This window comes from Propionibacterium acidifaciens (assembly GCF_003798325.1).
Lineage (GTDB): Bacteria > Actinomycetota > Actinomycetes > Propionibacteriales > Propionibacteriaceae > Propionibacterium > Propionibacterium acidifaciens.
The window spans coordinates 1,876,118-1,894,153 of sequence record NZ_CP033719.1 but is presented as its reverse complement, the minus strand read 5'-3'; the positions used below and the strand labels follow the sequence as shown (position 1 = coordinate 1,894,153).

Annotated in this window: 10 protein-coding genes; 3 read left to right on the top strand and 7 right to left on the bottom strand. The window is 73.7% G+C overall.

Annotated elements, in window-relative coordinates; translation table 11 throughout:
• Positions 1 to 609 precede the first annotated feature (609 nt).
• Both EGX94_RS07970 and EGX94_RS13435 read left to right on the top strand, forming a co-directional pair.
• A complete protein-coding gene (locus EGX94_RS07970; protein ID WP_021797926.1) occupies positions 610 to 1,509 on the top strand; it encodes an RNA polymerase sigma factor in 900 nt (299 codons plus the stop codon).
• 8 nt (positions 1,510 to 1,517) lie between these two features.
• The gene (locus tag EGX94_RS13435; RefSeq protein ID WP_021797929.1) at positions 1,518 to 2,486 is read left to right on the top strand and encodes a hypothetical protein; all 969 of its coding nucleotides are present in this window, start codon (positions 1,518 to 1,520) and stop codon (positions 2,484 to 2,486) included.
• Positions 2,487 to 2,491: 5 nt separating this feature from the next.
• Here the strand turns inward: EGX94_RS13435 and recR are convergent, their stop codons facing one another.
• The 7 genes from recR to EGX94_RS07930 form a co-directional block, all read right to left on the bottom strand.
• On the bottom strand, positions 2,492 to 3,097 hold the full coding sequence (gene recR, locus EGX94_RS07960) for a recombination mediator RecR (protein ID WP_021797924.1): 606 nt from the start codon (positions 3,095 to 3,097) through the stop codon (positions 2,492 to 2,494).
• Position 3,098: 1 nt separating this feature from the next.
• Positions 3,099 to 3,407: a YbaB/EbfC family nucleoid-associated protein gene (locus tag EGX94_RS07955; protein WP_123826457.1), complete on the bottom strand. Its 309-nt coding sequence runs from the start codon at positions 3,405 to 3,407 to the stop codon at positions 3,099 to 3,101.
• A gap of 109 nt (positions 3,408 to 3,516) precedes the next feature.
• The gene (locus EGX94_RS07950; RefSeq protein ID WP_043150458.1) at positions 3,517 to 6,078 is read right to left on the bottom strand and encodes a DNA polymerase III subunit gamma and tau; all 2,562 of its coding nucleotides are present in this window, start codon (positions 6,076 to 6,078) and stop codon (positions 3,517 to 3,519) included.
• 136 nt (positions 6,079 to 6,214) lie between these two features.
• The gene (locus tag EGX94_RS07945; RefSeq protein WP_021797038.1) at positions 6,215 to 8,887 is read right to left on the bottom strand and encodes a multicopper oxidase domain-containing protein; all 2,673 of its coding nucleotides are present in this window, start codon (positions 8,885 to 8,887) and stop codon (positions 6,215 to 6,217) included.
• Entirely contained in the window at positions 8,884 to 10,134 is a 1,251-nt protein-coding gene (locus EGX94_RS07940) for a hypothetical protein (RefSeq protein WP_021797035.1), read from the bottom strand. The genes EGX94_RS07945 and EGX94_RS07940 overlap by 4 nt, the downstream gene beginning before the upstream one ends.
• 43 nt (positions 10,135 to 10,177) lie before the next feature.
• Positions 10,178 to 10,882, bottom strand: a complete 705-nt coding sequence (locus EGX94_RS07935) for a helix-turn-helix transcriptional regulator (protein WP_123826153.1) — start codon at positions 10,880 to 10,882, stop codon at positions 10,178 to 10,180.
• A gap of 5 nt (positions 10,883 to 10,887) precedes the next feature.
• Positions 10,888 to 11,175: a DUF2249 domain-containing protein gene (locus EGX94_RS07930; RefSeq protein ID WP_021796327.1), complete on the bottom strand. Its 288-nt coding sequence runs from the start codon at positions 11,173 to 11,175 to the stop codon at positions 10,888 to 10,890.
• 688 nt (positions 11,176 to 11,863) lie between these two features.
• On the opposite strand from EGX94_RS07930, the gene EGX94_RS07925 reads away from it, so the two are divergent.
• Positions 11,864 to 18,028: a DNA/RNA non-specific endonuclease gene (locus tag EGX94_RS07925; protein WP_021796344.1), complete on the top strand. Its 6,165-nt coding sequence runs from the start codon at positions 11,864 to 11,866 to the stop codon at positions 18,026 to 18,028.
• Positions 18,029 to 18,036 lie beyond the last annotated feature (8 nt).

The following is an 18,036-nucleotide window of genomic DNA, read 5'->3' as shown; positions in this document are numbered from 1 at the left end:
TGGGGCGCCCCGGGGGCGCCCCCTCTCGCTTGCTCGCCGCTGCCGGTTCTAGTGAGCAGGCTCCCCTGCCGTTCTTCCGGCGGCTCCGGAGTGATGGCTCCCTCGACGCCTGCGACCCGGAACATTGTAGACGAGTCCGCGCAGAGCCCCACCCGGCCGCCGCGGACCGGCCGTTCGCGGCGTTCCGGCGCGCACGAGGAGCGCATCCCGGTCCTGTCGGGATCGAGACGCCCGGGGCCGGTTCCGGCGCGCCCGAGGCGGCACAGCACATGCGTCCAGAACCCGAGGGTCCTGCCGCATGGCGGACGTCCCGGCGCACTGAGGGGCGCATGCCGCAGAGGCCGACGTCGCCCCGGCACGGAACAGGCGCTCGGGGCCCGATCGAGGGCCCCGCGCGAGCGCTCGACGCAGGCGCCCGGGGCCCGTCGCTGGTCCCCGCCCCGGGACACGCCCACGGAGCGCCCCCTGCGCCGCTCCGGACCCATCCTGTGAACAAGATTGATTTTTTGACTAGGCATGATATGAATTTTCGTGCTCGATTGATAAGCTGAGGGGGTTCACCTCCACAGCGGGACCGCCGTGCCCGCATGAGCGATTCGGAGTCTGTGCATGGCAGTGCCAGAGGGCTACCGCGAGTTCGTCGCGGAGCACACCCCGGCGCTCTACCGCACCGCCTTCCTCCTCTGCCACGACCGCGAGAGGGCGGAGGACCTGCTCAATCGCACCGCCAGCTCCCTGCTGAAGCAGTACAAGCGCCGCACGAGCGACGCCGAGTGCGCCGAGTGGGTCAGGCTCCGCGTCTACCGCATCTTCCTCGAGGACACCGCCAAGAAGGGCTACGAGGAGGCCCCCGCCTCGAACGCGGGCGAGCAGAGCGGCGAGGCCTTCATCGCCCGCCGTCTGGCCGCTCTTCCCCCCGCCGACCGGGCCATCGCCGTGCACGCCGTCCTCGACGACTGCAGCAGCCAGAAGGTCGCGAGCGACCTGGGGTGCACGACCGGCGAGGTGCGCGTCGCCCTGGCCTCCTTCAGCGCGCTGGGCAGCTCCTACGCCGAACCGTCGGGCGAGGGCGCCGCCCCCACCGTCGTCATGCCCTCCGAGGGCGAGACCGACGAGGGCTACGAGCCCGACGCCCGCGAGCGGCACGGCCTCATCCCGCTCAAGGTGTCGCGGCGCAGGCGGCCCGGCTCCGTCGTGGAGATCCGCCGTCACCTCGACGAGCGCTCGCGCAGGAGCTCGGCCGCCGAGACGGCGGCCGAGAGCTCGCCCGTCGGCTCGGCGGCCCAGATCGGCCTCACCTGGGTGCAGGGCGACGAGCCCGGCTCGAAGGGCAGGGTCTACCGCGGGGACCCCTCCCTCTCGCCTCCGGACCGCGGCGCCGAGGCGCCACCGGAGCGGCCCGGAGACGCCGGTTCCGCGCAGGGCGAGCCCCCGGCCCGAGCGATGACGAACACTCCCGATGACGACCGGCCGGAGGGGCCCTCGCCCCGCAGGCTGGCCACAGGTTAGGACATTCTGTGGGTATCAGCGACGAACTGCGCGACCTCGCGGCCACGCCCCCCGAAGCCACCGCCCTGAGCGCCTCCCTGGCTGATCAGGCGATCGGTTTCGCGGTGCGCGCGCGCCGCGTCGCGCACATGAAGGTCGCCGCGGCCGTCTCCGCGGTCACCATCGCGGCCGCCGGCGTGGGCATCGGCATCGTCACGTCCAACAACGACTCCGAGCTGCCCACCACCACCCCGGTCGTGACGATCACCTCGACCCCGTCGGGTTCGCCGAGCTCCCCGCAGTCCCCGTCCTCGCAGGAGCCCTCGTCCGCCCCCGTCCTCGAGCAGAGCCCGGCCCCCCAGCAGCCGGTCGAGGTGCAGTCCGCACCCGAGCAGACCACCGGGCCCGAACCGGAGAAGAACATCGTCGAGCGGATCATCGACACGCTGGCCTCGATCCCCCAGTGGGTGATCGACCAGTTCACCCACCAGGACCAGCCCGCCGATCCGGGGCAGACGACGTCCCCGTCCGTGAGCCCGGAGCCGTCCTCGACGAGTCCCAGCTCGGCGGCGCCAGGCTCGCCCGCCACTCCGGATCAGACCTGCACACTGAAGAAGGAGTGGCGGAACGGCGGCCCCTCCCCGCAGGAGGGGGGATCGGTCACGCGCAGCCCCGAAGATGGCCGTGACAGCGTCTCCCCGATCGACTGCGGGAGGTACAGGGACTACCTCCAGAGCCCGGGTGCGAACGGCTCGCCGACACCCAGCCCGGTCCAGCCCGGCGGCACGACGCCGGTCTGCACCCTGATCGTCAAGCAGGACGGGAGCGCCGAGCGCAATGTGACCGTCCCCTGCGAGGTGCCCCCCACCCCCACCCCGTCGCCGAGCGGCGGGGACTCCACGAACCAGCCGAAGCCCTCCGACAACGGAAGCGGGAACAAGGGTGCGTCGGACCAGAAGTCCTCCGGGTCCCCGTCGGGCTCGAAGGCGCCCCGCTGAGACCCCTACTCGTCCCCCACGTAGCGCCGGCCGTTGAAGGCCCGGCCGAGGGTCACGTCGTCGGCGTACTCGAGGTCGCCGCCCACCGGCAGGCCGGAGGCCAGCTTGCTGACCCGGATGCCCGGGGTGTCGGCGAGCAGGCGCGAGATGTAGGTGGCGGTGGCCTCGCCCTCGAGGTTCGGGTTGGTGGCGAGGATGACCTCCTCGACCGCCGGGTCGGACAGGCGGCGCACCAGCTCGGCGATGCGCAGATCGCCGGGGCCGCGGCCGTCGATGGGGCTGATCGAGCCCCCGAGCACGTGGTAGAGGCCGTGGAACTCGCGGGTTCGCTCGATGGCGACGACGTCCTTCGACTCCTCGACCACGCAGATGAGCGACCTGTCGCGGCGCGGATCGCGGCAGATGCGGCAGGTCTGCTCGTCGGTGACGTTGAAGCACACCGAGCACGTGCGGGTGTGCTCCTTGACCGTCATGAGCACGGTGGCGAGCCGCTCGATGTCGGCCTGCGGCTGCTCCAGCAGCCAGAAGGCGATGCGCTGGGCGCTCTTGGGGCCCACGCCGGGCAGCCGCCCCAGCTCGTCGATGAGGTCCTGGACAGGTCCGTCGTACACGTCACAGACCCAGCTGCCCGAGGCCGGGCATGACCTGCTGAGCGGCGGCCGAGGCCTTCGCCGTGGCGTCGCGCACGGCGGCCAGGACGAGATCGGCCAGGCTCTCGGGATCGGACGGGTCGATGGCCTCGGGGCTGATGGCGAGGCCCGTCAGCTCCCCGCTGCCCCTGACGGTGGCCTCGACGAGCTCGCCGCCGGCGGTGCCGGTGAAGCTCGTGGCCGCCAGGTCGCGCTGTGCCTCCTGGAGCCGGGCCTGCACCTGCTGGGCCTGCTCCAGCAGGGCGTTCACATCCATACCCTCGGGGAACATCATCCGCCTTTCGTGCCGGGACGACCGGGGCCGACGGTGGGCCGACCGGCGCTCAGTCCATGGTACGCAGCCCGCGGAGACGGGCCCCGTGCCCGCGCGGGCGCCCCGATCAGAAGGCGGGCTCGTTCGGGATCTCCTCGATGAGCTCGGCCCCCAGCTCGTCGATGAGCAGCTGGGCGGCCGAGCCGTCGGACTCCTCGACGGGGGCGTCGTCCATGCTCACGTCAGCGTCGGGGTCGTGCGCATCCTCGGGCCCGGCGGGCGGCTCGAGGACGTGGTGCACCGGTGCGGGCGGCGGGGACGGGGACGGCCCGGGGGGCGCGGCGGCCCCGCTCGGGCCCCCGGCGGGGGCGTCCGGGACGGCGGCGGGATCGGGCTCGGCCCACGGGTCACGGCCCGGCTCGGCACCGCTCGCGGCCCCCGCGGGATCGGCGGGCGTCTGCCGGGCCTGAGCAGACGCCCGCTCAGAAGGGTTCGGACCGCCGCCTCCCGAGGGGCCGCCCCGCCGCGTGAGGTCGTCGACGGCGGCCCGCCCCTCGATGACGGTGTCGATCTCGAGGGCCGCGCCGATGACATCGATGAGCGCCGCGTGGAGCACCTCGGAGCCGCCGTGCGAGACGAAGGACTCACGGGCACCGGGGTTGTTGAAGGCCAGGGTGAGGCGGCCGGAGGTGACGTCGAGCACCTGGGCGTTGGGGCCGAGTGTCATCCAGGCGAAGCGGCGGCGGTTCTTGACCGCCTCGAGGACCTGCGGCCACATCTGGCGCAGCTGGGCCGTCGTGACCTGCGCCGCCGCGGCGCCGGCCGCGGCGCCGGGATCCTGATGGTCCTGCGACCGGTCGGACCGGGACGGGCGCTCCGGCGCCGGTGCGTCCGCGGGGGGCCGCCCCGCCGGACGCTGGGCGGCGGGAACCCCGGGGCGGGAACCGGGGGCCCCGCGGTCGGGGAGCCGCCCGACGGAGGGGGCCGCCGGAGCGCCGGCCGGACGCCGGGCCGCGGGGGCCGTGCCCGGCGCCGAGGGCGCGTCCTGCACGGGGGCGGGGGCGGGCGAGGGGCGCGGGGGCCGGCCGGCGAGCCGCTCGTCCTCCGCGGACGGAGCGCCCGGCGGAGCGGATGCGCCCGGCGGGACGACGGGGCCGTCGGCCGGGGCCGGTGCGGGGGCCGCGCCGACGACTCCGAGGCGGCGCTCCAGACGGTCGAGGCGGGCGGCGGTGCCGTTCTCCGCGGCGTCGGCGCCGGGCACGAGCACCCGCGCGCACATGAGCTCCAGGTAGAGGCGGGGGGCCGTGGTGCCGCGCATCCGGGTGAGGCCCTCCGCGATGACCTGGGCGCCGCGGGTCAGCTCGCCGGCACCGAAGCGCGCCGCCTGCTGGGCGAGACGGTCGGCCAGGTCGGGGGCGACGTCGAGGAGCCCCGAGCTGAGGGCATCGGGCACCTGGGCGATGATGACGAGGTCGCGCAGCCGGGTGAGAAGGTCCTCGGCGAAGCGACGGGGGTCCTGGCCTACCTCGATGACCCTGTCGATCGCGCCGAAGACGCCCCTGCCGTCGCCGGCCGCGAAGGCGTCGATCATCTCGTCGAGCAGGGCGTCGGGCGTGTAGCCGAGCAGGGCGGCGGCCTGCCGGTAGCCGACGCCGTCCTCGCCGGCCGAGCCGAGCAGCTGGTCGAGCACCGACAGCGAGTCGCGCACCGAACCGGCCCCGGCCCGCACGACGAGCGGCAGCACGCCCGCCTCGACCCGAACGTGCTCCTCGTCGCAGATGCGCTGGAGGTAGCCGGTGAGCACCTTCGGCGGCACCAGCCGGAACGGGTAGTGGTGGGTGCGCGAGCGGATCGTGCCGATGACCTTGTCGGGCTCGGTGGTGGCGAAGATGAACTTCACGTGCGCCGGGGGCTCCTCGACGACCTTGAGCAGGGCGTTGAAGCCCGCCGGGGTGACCATGTGGGCCTCGTCGATGATGTAGATCTTGTAGCGCGAGTGGACGGGCGCGAAGTAGACGCCCTCGCGCAGGTCGCGGGCGTCGTCGACACCGCCGTGCGAGGCGGCGTCGATCTCGATGACGTCGATGCTGCCCGGGCCCCCGGTGGCGAGGTCGCGGCAGCTGCGGCAGCGACCGCAGGGCGCCGGCGTGGGCCCCTCCTCGCAGTTGAGGCAGCGGGCCAGGATGCGGGCGCTCGTGGTCTTGCCGCAGCCGCGCGGGCCGCTGAACAGATAGGCGTGGCTGACCCTGCCGTTGGCGATGGCGCGCATGAGCGGCTCGGTGACGTGCTCCTGGCCGATCACCTGGTCGAAGGTGTCGGGGCGGTAGCGGCGGTAGAGGGCGAGCTGGGCGTCCGACGCCTCCTGCTCGACGCGGGCCTCGATGGCGGCCTCCGGGTCGGGGGCCGGGGCGAAGGAGGGGGCGGTGATCTCGGCGTCGGGGCCCTCGTCGACGGCCGCGTCCGGCTCCTGCCCGTCGTCGGGCTCCCCGAGGGAGGGGTCGTCGGGGTCGAAGCTCTCGTCGGCGGGCTCGCCCTCCTCGTCGGGGCCGGCCTCGGCGCCGGCCGCCGGCTCGACGGGCGCGGCGGGCGCGGGCGGCTCGTCGTCGCCGAAGAGACTCGGGCCGGTCTGCACGAAGAAACCGTCATCGACGGCGTCGACGGGCTCGATGTCCTCTGCTGGATCGCTCACGGGAACCAGGGTATTAGCCCCCGCCGACGATTCGGGCCCCGCCTCCGGCAGGCCCGCGACGAGCGCCCGGGGCCGGCGCCGCCCGCACCGCGGCCCGTACGAGGGGGGACGAGCAGGCGCCTGCCGCCCGGCGCGGCTACCCCGCGGTCACCTCGAGGACGCCGTGGGCGCCCTTCTCGGCGTAGGAGAACGAGTGGTTGACGAAGCTGTAGTGCCCCGGCTCGCCGGCGACGAGCTCGACGAAGCCGCCCTCGGCCGCCCCCAGCGAGAGCGCCTGCGAGCCGCCCGTCCCGGGGCTGTCGCACGAGGGGTCCGCCTCCGGGGACGGCTGGCGGCCGCACTCGAGCGTGTAGGCGCCCTCCTTCCACACCGTGTCGAACTGGGCGCCGACGACGTGGAAGTCGAGCTGCTCGTCAGGGCCCGCGTCGAGCACCCAGAAGCGCACGCGGTCGCCCGCCCTGGCGGTGAGCGGGTGGTCGTCGTACTGGAAGGCGTAACCGTTGAACATGACGGCGTCGGGGGCGGTGACGCCCAGCCGGTCGGCGTCCTCGCCGGCGCCCTGAGCGCCGAACCAGGACTCCGACTCGAGCAGGACGTACTCCTCGTCCACCGCGGGCAGGCCCTCGGGGTCGATGACGACCGCCCCGAACATGCCGTTGGCCAGGTGCAACGACATGGGCGCGGTCGAGCAGTGGTAGAGCCAGATGCCCGAGCGCCTCGCCGTGAAGGTGTACGTGAGGCTCTGACCCGGCGGGATCGTGCGCATCGGGTCGTCAGGGGAGATGTCGCCGGCGTGGAAGTCGATGGAGTGGCCCATCGACCCGGAGTTGGTGAGCGTCACGACGAAGGTGTCGCCGAGGCGCCCGTGCAGGATCGGCCCCGGGGCCCGGCCGTTGTACATGGAGCGCAGCTGGCGCACGCCGGGGGCGACCTCGACGACCTGCTCCGTGACCTCCAGGTGGACGTCGTGGACGGTTCCGCTCGGGACCGGGGGCAACGCGGCGTCGCGGGCCCCGACGCTCATCGTCGCGTCCGGGTCGAGCACGGCGTGGTCGCCCGGGGACGAGCCGGACGGGTCCTGGCCGGCGGGCGCGGCGGCGCCGTCCACGACGATCCGCAGGACCATGCCCATCTGGCGGTGCCCCGCCACCGAGCACCAGGCCTCCTGGGAGGCGGTGATGACCCCGGCGTCCACCTCGGCGGTCGCGCCGGGCGGGAGGAGCCCGCTGCTCACCCCGCTGCCGAGGGTCAGGTCGTGCACCTGACCCCCGGTGTCGGTGTTCGTCACGGTGACGATCAGGCGCGTGCCCGCGGCGACCGAGATCCTGTCGGGCGTGAACCGCATGTCCGCGCCGGTGACCGAGACCCGCTGGACGGGGGCGTTCGAGACGTCGGACCCCGCCGCAGCGCCGCCTCCGGGACGACCGGCCGCCGTCGGGGGCGAGACGGCGGCGGCGACCGACATGGCCAGCGCCACGACGCCCGCGCCGAGGATCCAGGTGAGGCGGCGGCCGCGCTCGGCCATCGTGCCGTCCGTGGCGGGCGGCAGGGGCTCCCCGACCGTGCCGCAGCGGGCGACCATCGCGAAGAAGAACAGGACGTTGGCCGCCAGAACGGCCAGCGCCGCGGCGCGGGCGGCGGGCGGCAGCGGGGCCAGCAGGGCGAGACCGGCGACGTTCGAACTGACCAGGCGGGCGTCGCCGAGGGTGTCCATGACGGCGTTGCGGCGGCGCACGAGGCCCGGGCCCCCGCCGATGATGACCGGCAGCAGGTACGACAGGGAGCCGACGATGAGCTGCGCCGCGAAGCCGCCCAGGAGGGGCCAGGCCAGGCGCGGCAGGACCGTCAGCATCCGTCGGCGGTCGGCGCTGGCGGCCATGAGGACGGCGGCCACGACGAGCGTCCCGACGAGCCAGGCCATGCCGCAGATGACCGAGCGCGCGGCATGGCTGACCGGGCGCTTCACCCTCGAGGCCGCCCACATGGCGTGGATCGTCACGCCGACGCAGGCGGTGTAGCCGAACAGGCCGAGCGCCGAGATCCAGCCCTGCGCGGCGGCCCCGCCCAGGCCGGTCGCGGCGACGGCGAGGCAGAGCAGGGGCAGGGTGCGGCGGGCGTCGGCCTCGGCGCCGGGCACCATGCGGGTGCGCAGCATCGTCGGCCACAGGGTGAGCAGCGTGCCCACGACGGCCAACCCGAGCCAGCCGAGGACGCCGGCGGCGATGTGCGGGAGCAGGAGGACGCCGAGATGGCTGCCGCCGGCGGAGGTCATCAGGAAGCCGAGTACTCCGCAGACGACGAACCAGCAGCCGCAGACGACGTAGTGGGCCAGCACGGTCCTCCCCAGGCGCGTGGCCAGGGCCCCCGCCGAGCGCACGCCCAGGTTGACGACGTGGCCGATGACCGCCAGGACGCACAGCAGCGCGCCGACGGCCTGCAGCGGTCCGACGCCCGCCTCGATGCCGCCCATGAGGGCGAGGACGCCGACGTTGAGCGCCGAGAGGATCGCGATCTGCGGGGCGCGGCGAGTGGACGGGCTGCGCATGAGGGCGACGGTGAAGTAGTCGCTCCACACGACGACCGCATTGGTGGCGACGCCGAGCGCAGCGGCGTGCAGCCCGATCCAGCCGAGGTCGGGACGCCAGCGCCGCCCGATCGTCCCGGCGAGGGCGACGAGCGCCCAGAGGCAGACGAGGACGGCCGACATGCGGTGCCACACCCGCCTCGAGGCCAGCCCGCGGGGCTTCCCGCGGACGTTCCCGGAGTCTGCGTTCCGACGGCCGGCCGGCTCCGTGCTCTCGATGTTCATGCGTCGGTCCTCGGGATCGTCATGGCGGGCGGGTTGTCGGGGGCTCCCCCGCCGACCGGGCCGGGGCCGCCCCGCGCGGACGGGGGCCGCTCGGCCTCGGCGGCGTCCCGGACCACGGACGACCAGACGGCCACGGCGACGAGACCGAGCAGGGCTGCGATGTTGCCCAGGCCGCCCACCTGGCGCCAGTGCTCGGAGCCGGCCAGGTCGGCGGCGATGCGCACGAGCAGGCTCAGGTGCAGCACCAGGCCGACGCCCCAGAAACCGGCGACGAAGCGCATCCGCACGCCGAGCAGCGTGGGCAGGATCGTCAAGGCGTGGGCGGCGATCATCGACAGGACGAAGCCGAGGAAGACGGCGTGCAGCGTCGCGTCGTAGTGCAGGCCCGACAGGGCGGGCCGGAGCAGCAGGAGGCCCGTGACGACGAGCCAGCCGTAGCCGGCCAGGATCATCAGCGCCGTGAAGCGGTGGGGGCCGGCCGCGCGGACGCCTCGGCGGGCGACGTCGCCGGAGGCCGACTGCGCCGCCAGCGCGATGAGGACGAGGCCGTGGGCCGGCAGCCCGATCGTGGGTCGGGCCATCGCCGCGGGCCCGGCCAGCACGGACAGGGCGGACAGGAGCACCAGCGAGTCCTCGTGGCGGCGCCGCCTGCCCGGGGTCCAGGCCAGTTGGCCGATGCGCGACAGGTCGAGGCGCTCGGCGATGACCGTGAGCACGAGGAACGGGATGAGGAAGGGGACGAGGCTCGGGACCGCCGCGCCGCCGAGCCAGACGATCGTCCCGCACAGCGCCGAGATGCCGCCGCCGATCTGGACGGCGACGAGCGGCTCCCGGTTGCGGCTCCACAGCACGACGTAGTCGACGCACAGGACGAGGCAGCCGGCGACCATGACGGCCCTGCCGGCGCGCACCGGCAGCGGCCCCACGAGGGTGAGCAGCGGGCCGAGGGCCATGCACACGGGTGCGGCGTGGGCCCACCAGCGCCCGATCGCAGCCGAGCGCTCGAGGGCGATCAGGGCCCCGACGAAGCCGATCACCATGAGCATGCCGTGCCCGCTCGTGAGGCGATCGCCGCTCAGTGGGGCGGGCAGGCCCAGCAGGGCGAGCGCGGCGTCCACCCCCATGAGCATGGCCAGCCCGCACGGGACGAGGAGGAGGACGCGGCGCAGCCGACCGCCGGGGGCCCGCCCCGACGCGGCCGCCGGGGAGGACGCGGATGTGGCCTGCGACGATGTGGTCTGCGGCATGGTGCTCTTTCGTGGGATCGGTGACGGACTCCGGGACGCGGCCTCAGCGGCCGGCCCGGCGGCAGGTGAGCGAGCACCGCCCGGGCGGGCTGTGCGGCACGAGGTCGACCACCCGCCAGGCGCCGCCGAGCCGTTCGAGCACGCCGGCGGCGATCCCGCGGTGCACCGGGCAGACGGCGTCGGGCTGCTGCTCGACGCCGTGGGCGAAGGGGCAGCGGCACAGCTCGATGGTCCTCCGGTCGCCGTCCTCGGCGCCGGGGCCGTCGGCCATGACGGGCGAGAATCCCCAGTCGTCGAGCAGCCTCATCAGGCGGGCCGGGTCGTCGGCGCCGTCGCCGGGGGCCACGGCCCCCGGCTCGAGCACCTCCTCGGCCCACCCGCGCCCGGCCCGCTCGGCGGCGCCCGCCGGGTCGTCGCTCTCGCGCACGAGGTGATGGATGAGGACGTCGGCGAGCAGCCGGTCGTTCTGCGGGCCGGCGCTGAAGGCCTTGTCGGTGGCGGCGTAGAGCATGCGGGGACGGCCCCGACCGGCCGCGCCCGCCCTGGCGGCGGCGACGACGCCCTCCTCGACGAGACGGTTCAGGTGGAAGCGCACCGTGGTGGAGGGCATGCCCGCGCCCGCGGCGATGTCGTCGATGGGCAGCGGGCCGGGCGCCCCCAGGAGCGCCGACACGACGCGCTCGCGCGCCGCACCGGTCGGCTCGGGCGGGGGCGCGGCGGCGCGGCGCGCACGGGGGATGCCGGCCATCGGGGTCAGGCCCTGCGGGTGAAGCGGATCCTCCAGGCGTCGGGGCCCGCCTGGACGTACTCGCGGACGAAGACGCCCGGCCAGGAGTCGTCGATCTGGGCGAGCAGCGGCAGCGGGTCGTGCGGGGCGACGAGGACCATCGAACCACCCGCGCCGATGCCCCGGAGGGCGCCGAGGATGGCGGCGTGACGGATCTCGTGCGGGATCCGGGTGGCGTCGAGCTCGGGCTCCTCGGCGGCGCGCCCGCCGCAGCCGCAGTCGTGATGGGTCTCGGTGATGGGCAGGTCGGCCATGTCGGTCTCCTCCGGTCGGGCGGCCGGGGCCGCCGTGCTCAATTAATTACAGGATGATTGTAATAATAGTTCGCCGACGACCCGACGGCCGCTCCGAGGATCCGACGAGGCGAGCGCGGGGCGCCGCGCAGGACGGGACCGGCCTCGTCGCCTCGGACCGGGGCACGCCTCACGCCGACGCGGGGACGCCGCCGCGCCCGAAGCGCCCTCCGCGTCCCGGTGGGGCCGTCCCGCGGGGACGCGGGGCGTCGCTCGAACGACTTCAGCGCCCCGTCGATCTTGAAGGCCGCCCCACGCCGACGCAGGGCGCCGCCGTGGCGTCCGGGGGCGTCGGGAGCGGTTGAGGCGCCGACGGCTCCCGTCCTGCTCGATCGTGGCTTCGCGGGCGCGGGGGCGGCCACTCCCCCTCCGAGTGCACCCTCTCCCCTTCCTCCCCATCCAACGTGGCTCCGCGGGCGCGGGGCGGCCAGCGGATCCAACGGCGTTCCGCCGGGCGTATCGGCGTGGTTCCACGGGGGCGGGGGTGGCCGCGGTTCGGGGTCCGGGTTGTGGGTTGACCGGTGTTGTTGCTTGTGGGTAGCGTGTCGGGGAGCGCGGTCGTGGTCGATCTCGTCGTGGTCGATCTCGTGGTGCGTTGTTCCACTGCCCCCGGCGTTGGGGGCCACCCCCTTTGTGGAAAGGCGTTGCGGTGAAGGTTGACGAGGCGAATCTCGACGGTTTGAGGGGCATGCCGGATGTCGATTATGACTTCGACGTGTCGGCGTCGTTGGAGGCGGCGTTCCGGGCCGCGGCGACGGCGGTGGAGGGCCAGCGGGGGTCGCGGGCGGGTTACCGTTCGGGCGGACTGATCGATTTCCAGGGTTATTACTCGGCGTTGTTCGGCGAGAACGGGACGACGCAGCTGGGCGACCTGGACGAGATCGTGTCGAATCTGCGTCTGGTGGCGTCCAGGGTCACGACCCTGGACGAGAAGGCGCGGGCGGAGAACGACCGGCGCCGGCAGGCCCGGGAGTGGGCGCAGCGGCAGGCCGACCGGAACAGGGTCGAGAAGTTCGTCGACAGGTTCACTGGTGGTGAGGAGCCGCCGTTCGAGGAGATCTCCGACGATGAGAGGGATTCGTCGGCGTCGGAGTCGGTGGCGGCGGCTGCTCCTGCGGCGCGTCAGGAGTTGACGGGTTCGGGGCCGTCGGGCGGGGTGTCGAGCGGGAGCCCGTCGAATCTGCGGGGTTTCGCGTCGAGTTCGAGGGCGGCCGACGGCGAGTTGTCGGGGACGGCCGGGACCCTGACGGGCCATTGTGATGATTTCGCGGAGGCGTGTTCGTGGGCGACGTTGGACGCGTCGAGCGTGATCGGGGCGTTGGGTTCGTGGTTGGAGCAGAACGAGAACGACGCGAAGTGGGCCGATGTGGTGGCGGGCGCGTTCGAGGCGGCCGGCGCCGGGGATGGCGTGGCGGCCGTGCCGGATGCGGCGATCGAGGCCTCGTTGGCGGCTGCGGGGGTGCAGGCGGGCCGGGAGGATCTGCGGGTTGATCCGCCCACGGCCTATGGTTCGCCTCCGACGACGGGTTATGCGGATGATCCGGTGAACGCGTTCACCGGTAATTTCGTGGAGGTCGAGGACGACCTGGGGTTCGCCGGGCCGGCCGGGGGCCTGTCGTGGCGGCGGTCGTACAGCGCGTTGAACCCGGGGGTCGGGGGTTTCGGGCCGGGCTGGTCGTCGTGGTGCGAGGCCGGGTTGACGGTTGACGGGGAGGGCGCGAGGCTGCGGTTGTTCGACGGCCGGGTGATCGTGTTCCCGCGTCTGGGCGACGGCTGGGGCCGGGCTGCCGGGGAGAACCTGTGGCTGGCCGCGGTGCCCGGCGGCGGCTGGCGGGTGTCCTCGTCGTGGGGTCTGGTGTGGCGGGTCGATGCGGCGGGACGGGTGCGCAGCACCAGTGAGGGCGAGGGCACCGGTGTCGAGTTGTCGTACGACCGGCAGGGGCGTCTGGTGCGGCTGACGCACGAGTGGGGCCGGGCCCTCGACGTCGTGTGGGACGACACCGTCGGCGGCGACACCGCAGGCGGCGGTGACGATGCCGGTGCTGGTGTCGGGGGGCGCGTGAGCGCGGTGGTGGCCGATGACGGCCGTCGGGTCGACTACGTCTATGACGGGTCCGGGCGCCTGGTCGAGGCCCGTGGTGGCGGCGGGGCGCGGCACTACCGGTGGAACGGGGCGGGGCTGATCGAGTCGGTCATCGACGCCGACGGTGTCGTCGAGGTCACCAACAACTACGACGAGCGGGGCCGGGTGTCGCGGCAGCGTTCGCGTTTCGGGCGCATCACCCGGTACGCGTACCTGTCCGGCGGTGTCACCGTCACCAGTGACGAGGACGGTTCGCGGGGCAACACGTGGATCCATGACCGCAACGGCCGCCTGGTGGGCCTGGTGGACGCCGACGGGCGTCGTCAGTCCACCGGCTACGACCGGCACGGGAACCCGGTGCTGGTGCGCGGCCGGGACGGGGCCGAGACGGTGTCGGTGTACGACGGGCGGGGCCGTCTGGTGACGCGGCGTCTTCCCTCGGGCGCCAGGGTCGACCAGGAGTGGGACGGGCTGGACCGGCTCGTGCGCACCCGCGTGACCGGCGCCGACAACGACGACACCACCGGCGGCACCGGCGGCGTTGCCGGTGGGGCTGCGGGCCGGGTTGCGGTGACCAGCTACGAGTACGAGGCGGGCCAGCGCAGGCCGTGCCGGGTGGTGGATGCCGAGGGCGGTGTCACGTCCATGGTGTGGCGCGGCGGGCTGCTGATGCAGGTCACCGACCCCACCGGGGTGCGGGTGCGTTTCGGCTATGACGAGCACGGCGACCTGGTGACCTCGACGGACGCGGCGGGCAGCACGGCCCGGCTGGAGCATGACCGGGCCGGGCGGGTCACCGCGGCGGTCACTCCGCTGGGGCACCGCACCGAGTTCGTCTACGACCCGGGTGGGCGTCTGGCCGCGCGGACGGATCCGGACGGGGCCCGGACGCGGTTCGAGTACACGGCCGCGGGCCGCTTGACGGCGGTGGTGGACCCCGAGGGCGGGCGCACGCTGATCGAGCACGGCGACCATGGTGAGCGGGAGCGGACGACGGATCCGCTGGGCCGGGTCGTGGGCGAGCGTTGTGACGGTCTGGGGAACCTGGCGGCGGTGGAGCTGCCGGACGGTTCGACGTGGGAGTTCGGCTACGACGGCCTGTCGCGTCTGACCGGCATGCGTGATGGCGGCGGCGGCGAGTGGGCCATGGGGTACGGGCCCGACGGCATGCTGGCCGCCACGACCGACCCGACCGGTGTTGAACGGCGGGTGGCCCGCGGGCCCTTCGGCGCCCCGGTGGCCGTCACCGATGGCGGTGATGATGCGGCCGCGGTGTACGACCGGTTGGGCCGGTTGATGTCGGTCACGGGGCCCGATGGTGGCACCCGGGTGAACCGGTACGACCTGTGCGGGCGGCTGGTCGAGACGATGGACGCGGCCGGGGCGACGACCCGGTTCGGACGGGACGCGGCGGGCCGGGTGGTCGAGGTGACCCAGCCCACCGGCAGGTCGTACCGGTACGAGTGGGACGAGTGCGGGCGCTGGGCCGCGACGGTCAGCACCGGCGGGGACCGTTACGAGATCGTCCATGACGCGGATTCGCGGATCGTCGGGGAGGTCTGGCCGACCGGGGAGACCGTGTCCACCCGGTTCGACGCGTGCGGGCGGATCGTGGCGCGCCGTCAGCCCGGCCGCGGGGTGGTGCGATTCGGCTACGACCGGTGCGGCCGGATCGTGTGGGTGCGTGACCGGTGGAACGGGCGGCGCAGGTTCGGTTACGACGAGGCGGGCCAGCTGGTCTGGGCCGCCGACGCGCTGGGCCGGGTCACCCGGTTCGAGTACAACGAGGCGGGCCGGCAGGTCGCGACCGTCGACACGACCGGGGCCCGCAGCGAGCGGGTGTTCGACCCGATGGGCCGGCTGGTCTCCCGGACCGACCCCCTCGGCAGGACCACCACCTACGGCTACGACAAGACAGGCCGGCTCACGTCCCGCACCGATGCGGGCGGGCGGCGTCTGGAGTGGTGCTACGACCGGACCGGCCGGCTGGAGCGCACCCTGGCCGACGGGCGGCTGCTGACCAGGGTGGAGCGGGACTTCGCGGCCCGTACCCTCACCTGGACCAGCGCCGACGGCGAGCGGGTCGAGACCGCCTGGGACACCCAGGGCAACCTCGTCCGGCGGCTGCGTGACGGTGTCGGCGTGTCCTACAGCTACGACATCGGCGGGCGGCGCACCGGCATGCACCTGCCCGACGGCAGTAGTACCGGGTACGAGTACGACGCGAACAACCGGCTCGCCGCGATCGTCCGGCCGGGGCTCGGCCGGGTGCGGATCGACCGCGACCGGCTCGGCCGGGTCGTCGGCGTGCACGGGCCCGGGCTGGACGCCACCTGGACCTGGCACGACGGCGCCGTGGTCGCGAACCGGGTGAACCGGCGCGGTTTCATCCAGCAGACCCGTGTCGAACGCGACCGGGACGGGCGCGTCACGGCCGACGTGCGCGACGGGCTGCGCACCGAGTACGCCTATGACCGGGCCGGGCAGTTGACCGGGGCGGTCACGAGCGAGGGCACCCGCACCAGCTACGAGTGGGACACCGGAGGGCGGCTGGTCGCCGAGACCTGCGACGGCCAGACGACCCGTCACGGCTACGACCGGGCCGGCCAGCTGGTCTGGACCCGCTGCCCCGACGGCACGCGCCTGACCTATGACTACGACCCGTCCGGGCGCCGCGTCCGCGAGACCGGGCCCGACGGGGAACGCCTCTTCGACTGGGATCCGCGCGGTTTCCTGGCCCAGGTCACCCGCGTCAGCCGCCACGGCGACCAGGTCCGGGCCCGCCGCACCCGGCTCCACGTCGACGCCGGCGGTCTGCTCGCCGCCGCAGGAGACCAGCCCGTCCACTGGGACACCGCCGCCGCCTGGCCCGCGCTCGCCCAGATCGGCGCCCGAACCATCACCGACGCCCTCGCCGCCACCGCCCTCACCACCCGGACGGGCGGCGACGACACGGTGTGGCTCGTGCCCGACACCGACGGGCCCGCCGCCCAGACCCCCGGCCTGCTGGCAGGCCCCGAAGCCCTCCAGAGCAGGCTCTGGGAACAAGCCCCCACCGCCGCCGGCCGGGCCGCGCCCGCAGCCCCCGAACCCGGCGCCATGACTGACGCAGGGCCCGGGGCGGCGGACGTCGGGATCGGCGCCGACGGGACCCTGCAGGCCGCGGGCCTCGGCTGGATGGGCGCCCGGGTCTACGATCCCGCCACGAGGGCGTTCCTGTCGGCCGATCCCCTCGAACCCGTCACCGGGGCCGCGTGGGCGGCCAACCCGTACTCGTTCGCGGGTAACGACCCGGTCGGGTTGACCGACCCGTCCGGGCTGCGGCCGGTGTCCGAGGACGACCTGCGCGCCTACCAGCAGGCCTCGAACGGGATGCTGCAGAACGCCGCGAGCGCGGCCGGGAACTGGCTGTCCGACAACTGGGAGTACATCGCCGCCGGCGCCATGGTCGCAGCGGGTGTCGCGGTCATGTGCACAGGCGTCGGCGGGCCCATCGGCGCCGCGATGATGGCCGGCGCCCTCACCAGCGCCGGCGGCAGCATCTGGTCCCAGAAATCGGCCAACGGCACCGTGGACTGGGGCACCGTCCTGCGCGACGGCGCCGTCGGCGCCGCGACCGGCCTCATCGGCGGCGGCGCCTCCGCCGCGGCCGCCAGAGCCACCGCCGGCATGACCAGCTGCCTCGGCAAGAACATCCTCACCGGCGCCGTCGAAGGAGCCATCGACGGCGGCGCCGGCAACGGCCTCCAATACCTGACCGGCGGCCAGCCCGTCACGGCGGCCGGGTTCGCCCGGGCCGTCGGCCAAGGCGCAGGCCAAGGAGCCCTCGGCGGCGGCGCCGGCGGGGCCCTGTCCCACGTCACCGGCATCGCCCGCTACGGCTGCTTCACACCCGACACCCCCGTCCTCATGGCCGACGGCTCGACCAAGCGCATTGACCAGGTCCAGGCCGGCGAGCAGGTCCTCGCCCACAACCCGGCCACCGGCCAGGACGAACCCGCCACCGTGGAACAGACCTTCACCCACGAGAAGGTCCCCACCCTGCGGGTCACCACCACCAGCGGCACCGTCGAGACCACGGCCACGCACCCGTTCCACGTCCAGGGCCGCGGCTACACACCGGCCTCGGACCTCCACGAGGGCGACATTCTTCACACCCCCGACGGCCACACCACCACCGTGGTGTCGATCCAGGCCACCGGACGAGCCGAAACCGTCCACAACCTCGCCATCACCGGCCACCACAACTACCACGTGGCCACCACCACCGGACAACCCATCCTCGTCCACAACAACGGATGCGAAGTGACCGGTCAGGGTTCAGTGAATATGGGGGAATTGGATGATCTTGAAAGGCCAACGGGGGTCACGGCGCATCTTACGCCCGACATGGTCGGAACTGGCAGCAAGGTTCCGCCGAGTCTCAAGCCTCCAGGATTTGAGGGCGGTTCCGCAGGTCAGGCCAGGGGGCATCTCTTAGGAGCACAGCTTGGTGGAGATGGAACCAATCCAAGAAATGTTGTTACCCTGACTCAAAATCCCACCAACACCCCTGTGATGCGTGGATATGAAAACCAAGTCAGAAAAGCACTTGACGCAGGCGCAGAGGTTGATTATACGTCAACTCCTATATACAAGGGCGATGATCTGGTACCTCGAGGGGTGACACTTACGGCAGACGGATCGAACGGCCTCAATTTAGGTGTATCCATTTTAAATGGAGGTAAATAGCATGGAAT

Coding starts and splice junctions, on each gene's coding strand:
- EGX94_RS07935 (WP_123826153.1), bottom strand. CDS start 10,882: ATGGCCGGCATCCCCCGTGCGCGCCGCGCCGCCGCGCCCCCGCCCGAG.
- EGX94_RS07930 (WP_021796327.1), bottom strand. CDS start 11,175: ATGGCCGACCTGCCCATCACCGAGACCCATCACGACTGCGGCTGCGGC.
- EGX94_RS07940 (WP_021797035.1), bottom strand. CDS start 10,134: ATGCCGCAGACCACATCGTCGCAGGCCACATCCGCGTCCTCCCCGGCG.
- EGX94_RS07955 (WP_123826457.1), bottom strand. CDS start 3,407: ATGTTCCCCGAGGGTATGGATGTGAACGCCCTGCTGGAGCAGGCCCAG.
- EGX94_RS07945 (WP_021797038.1), bottom strand. CDS start 8,887: ATGAACATCGAGAGCACGGAGCCGGCCGGCCGTCGGAACGCAGACTCC.
- EGX94_RS07970 (WP_021797926.1), top strand. CDS start 610: ATGGCAGTGCCAGAGGGCTACCGCGAGTTCGTCGCGGAGCACACCCCG.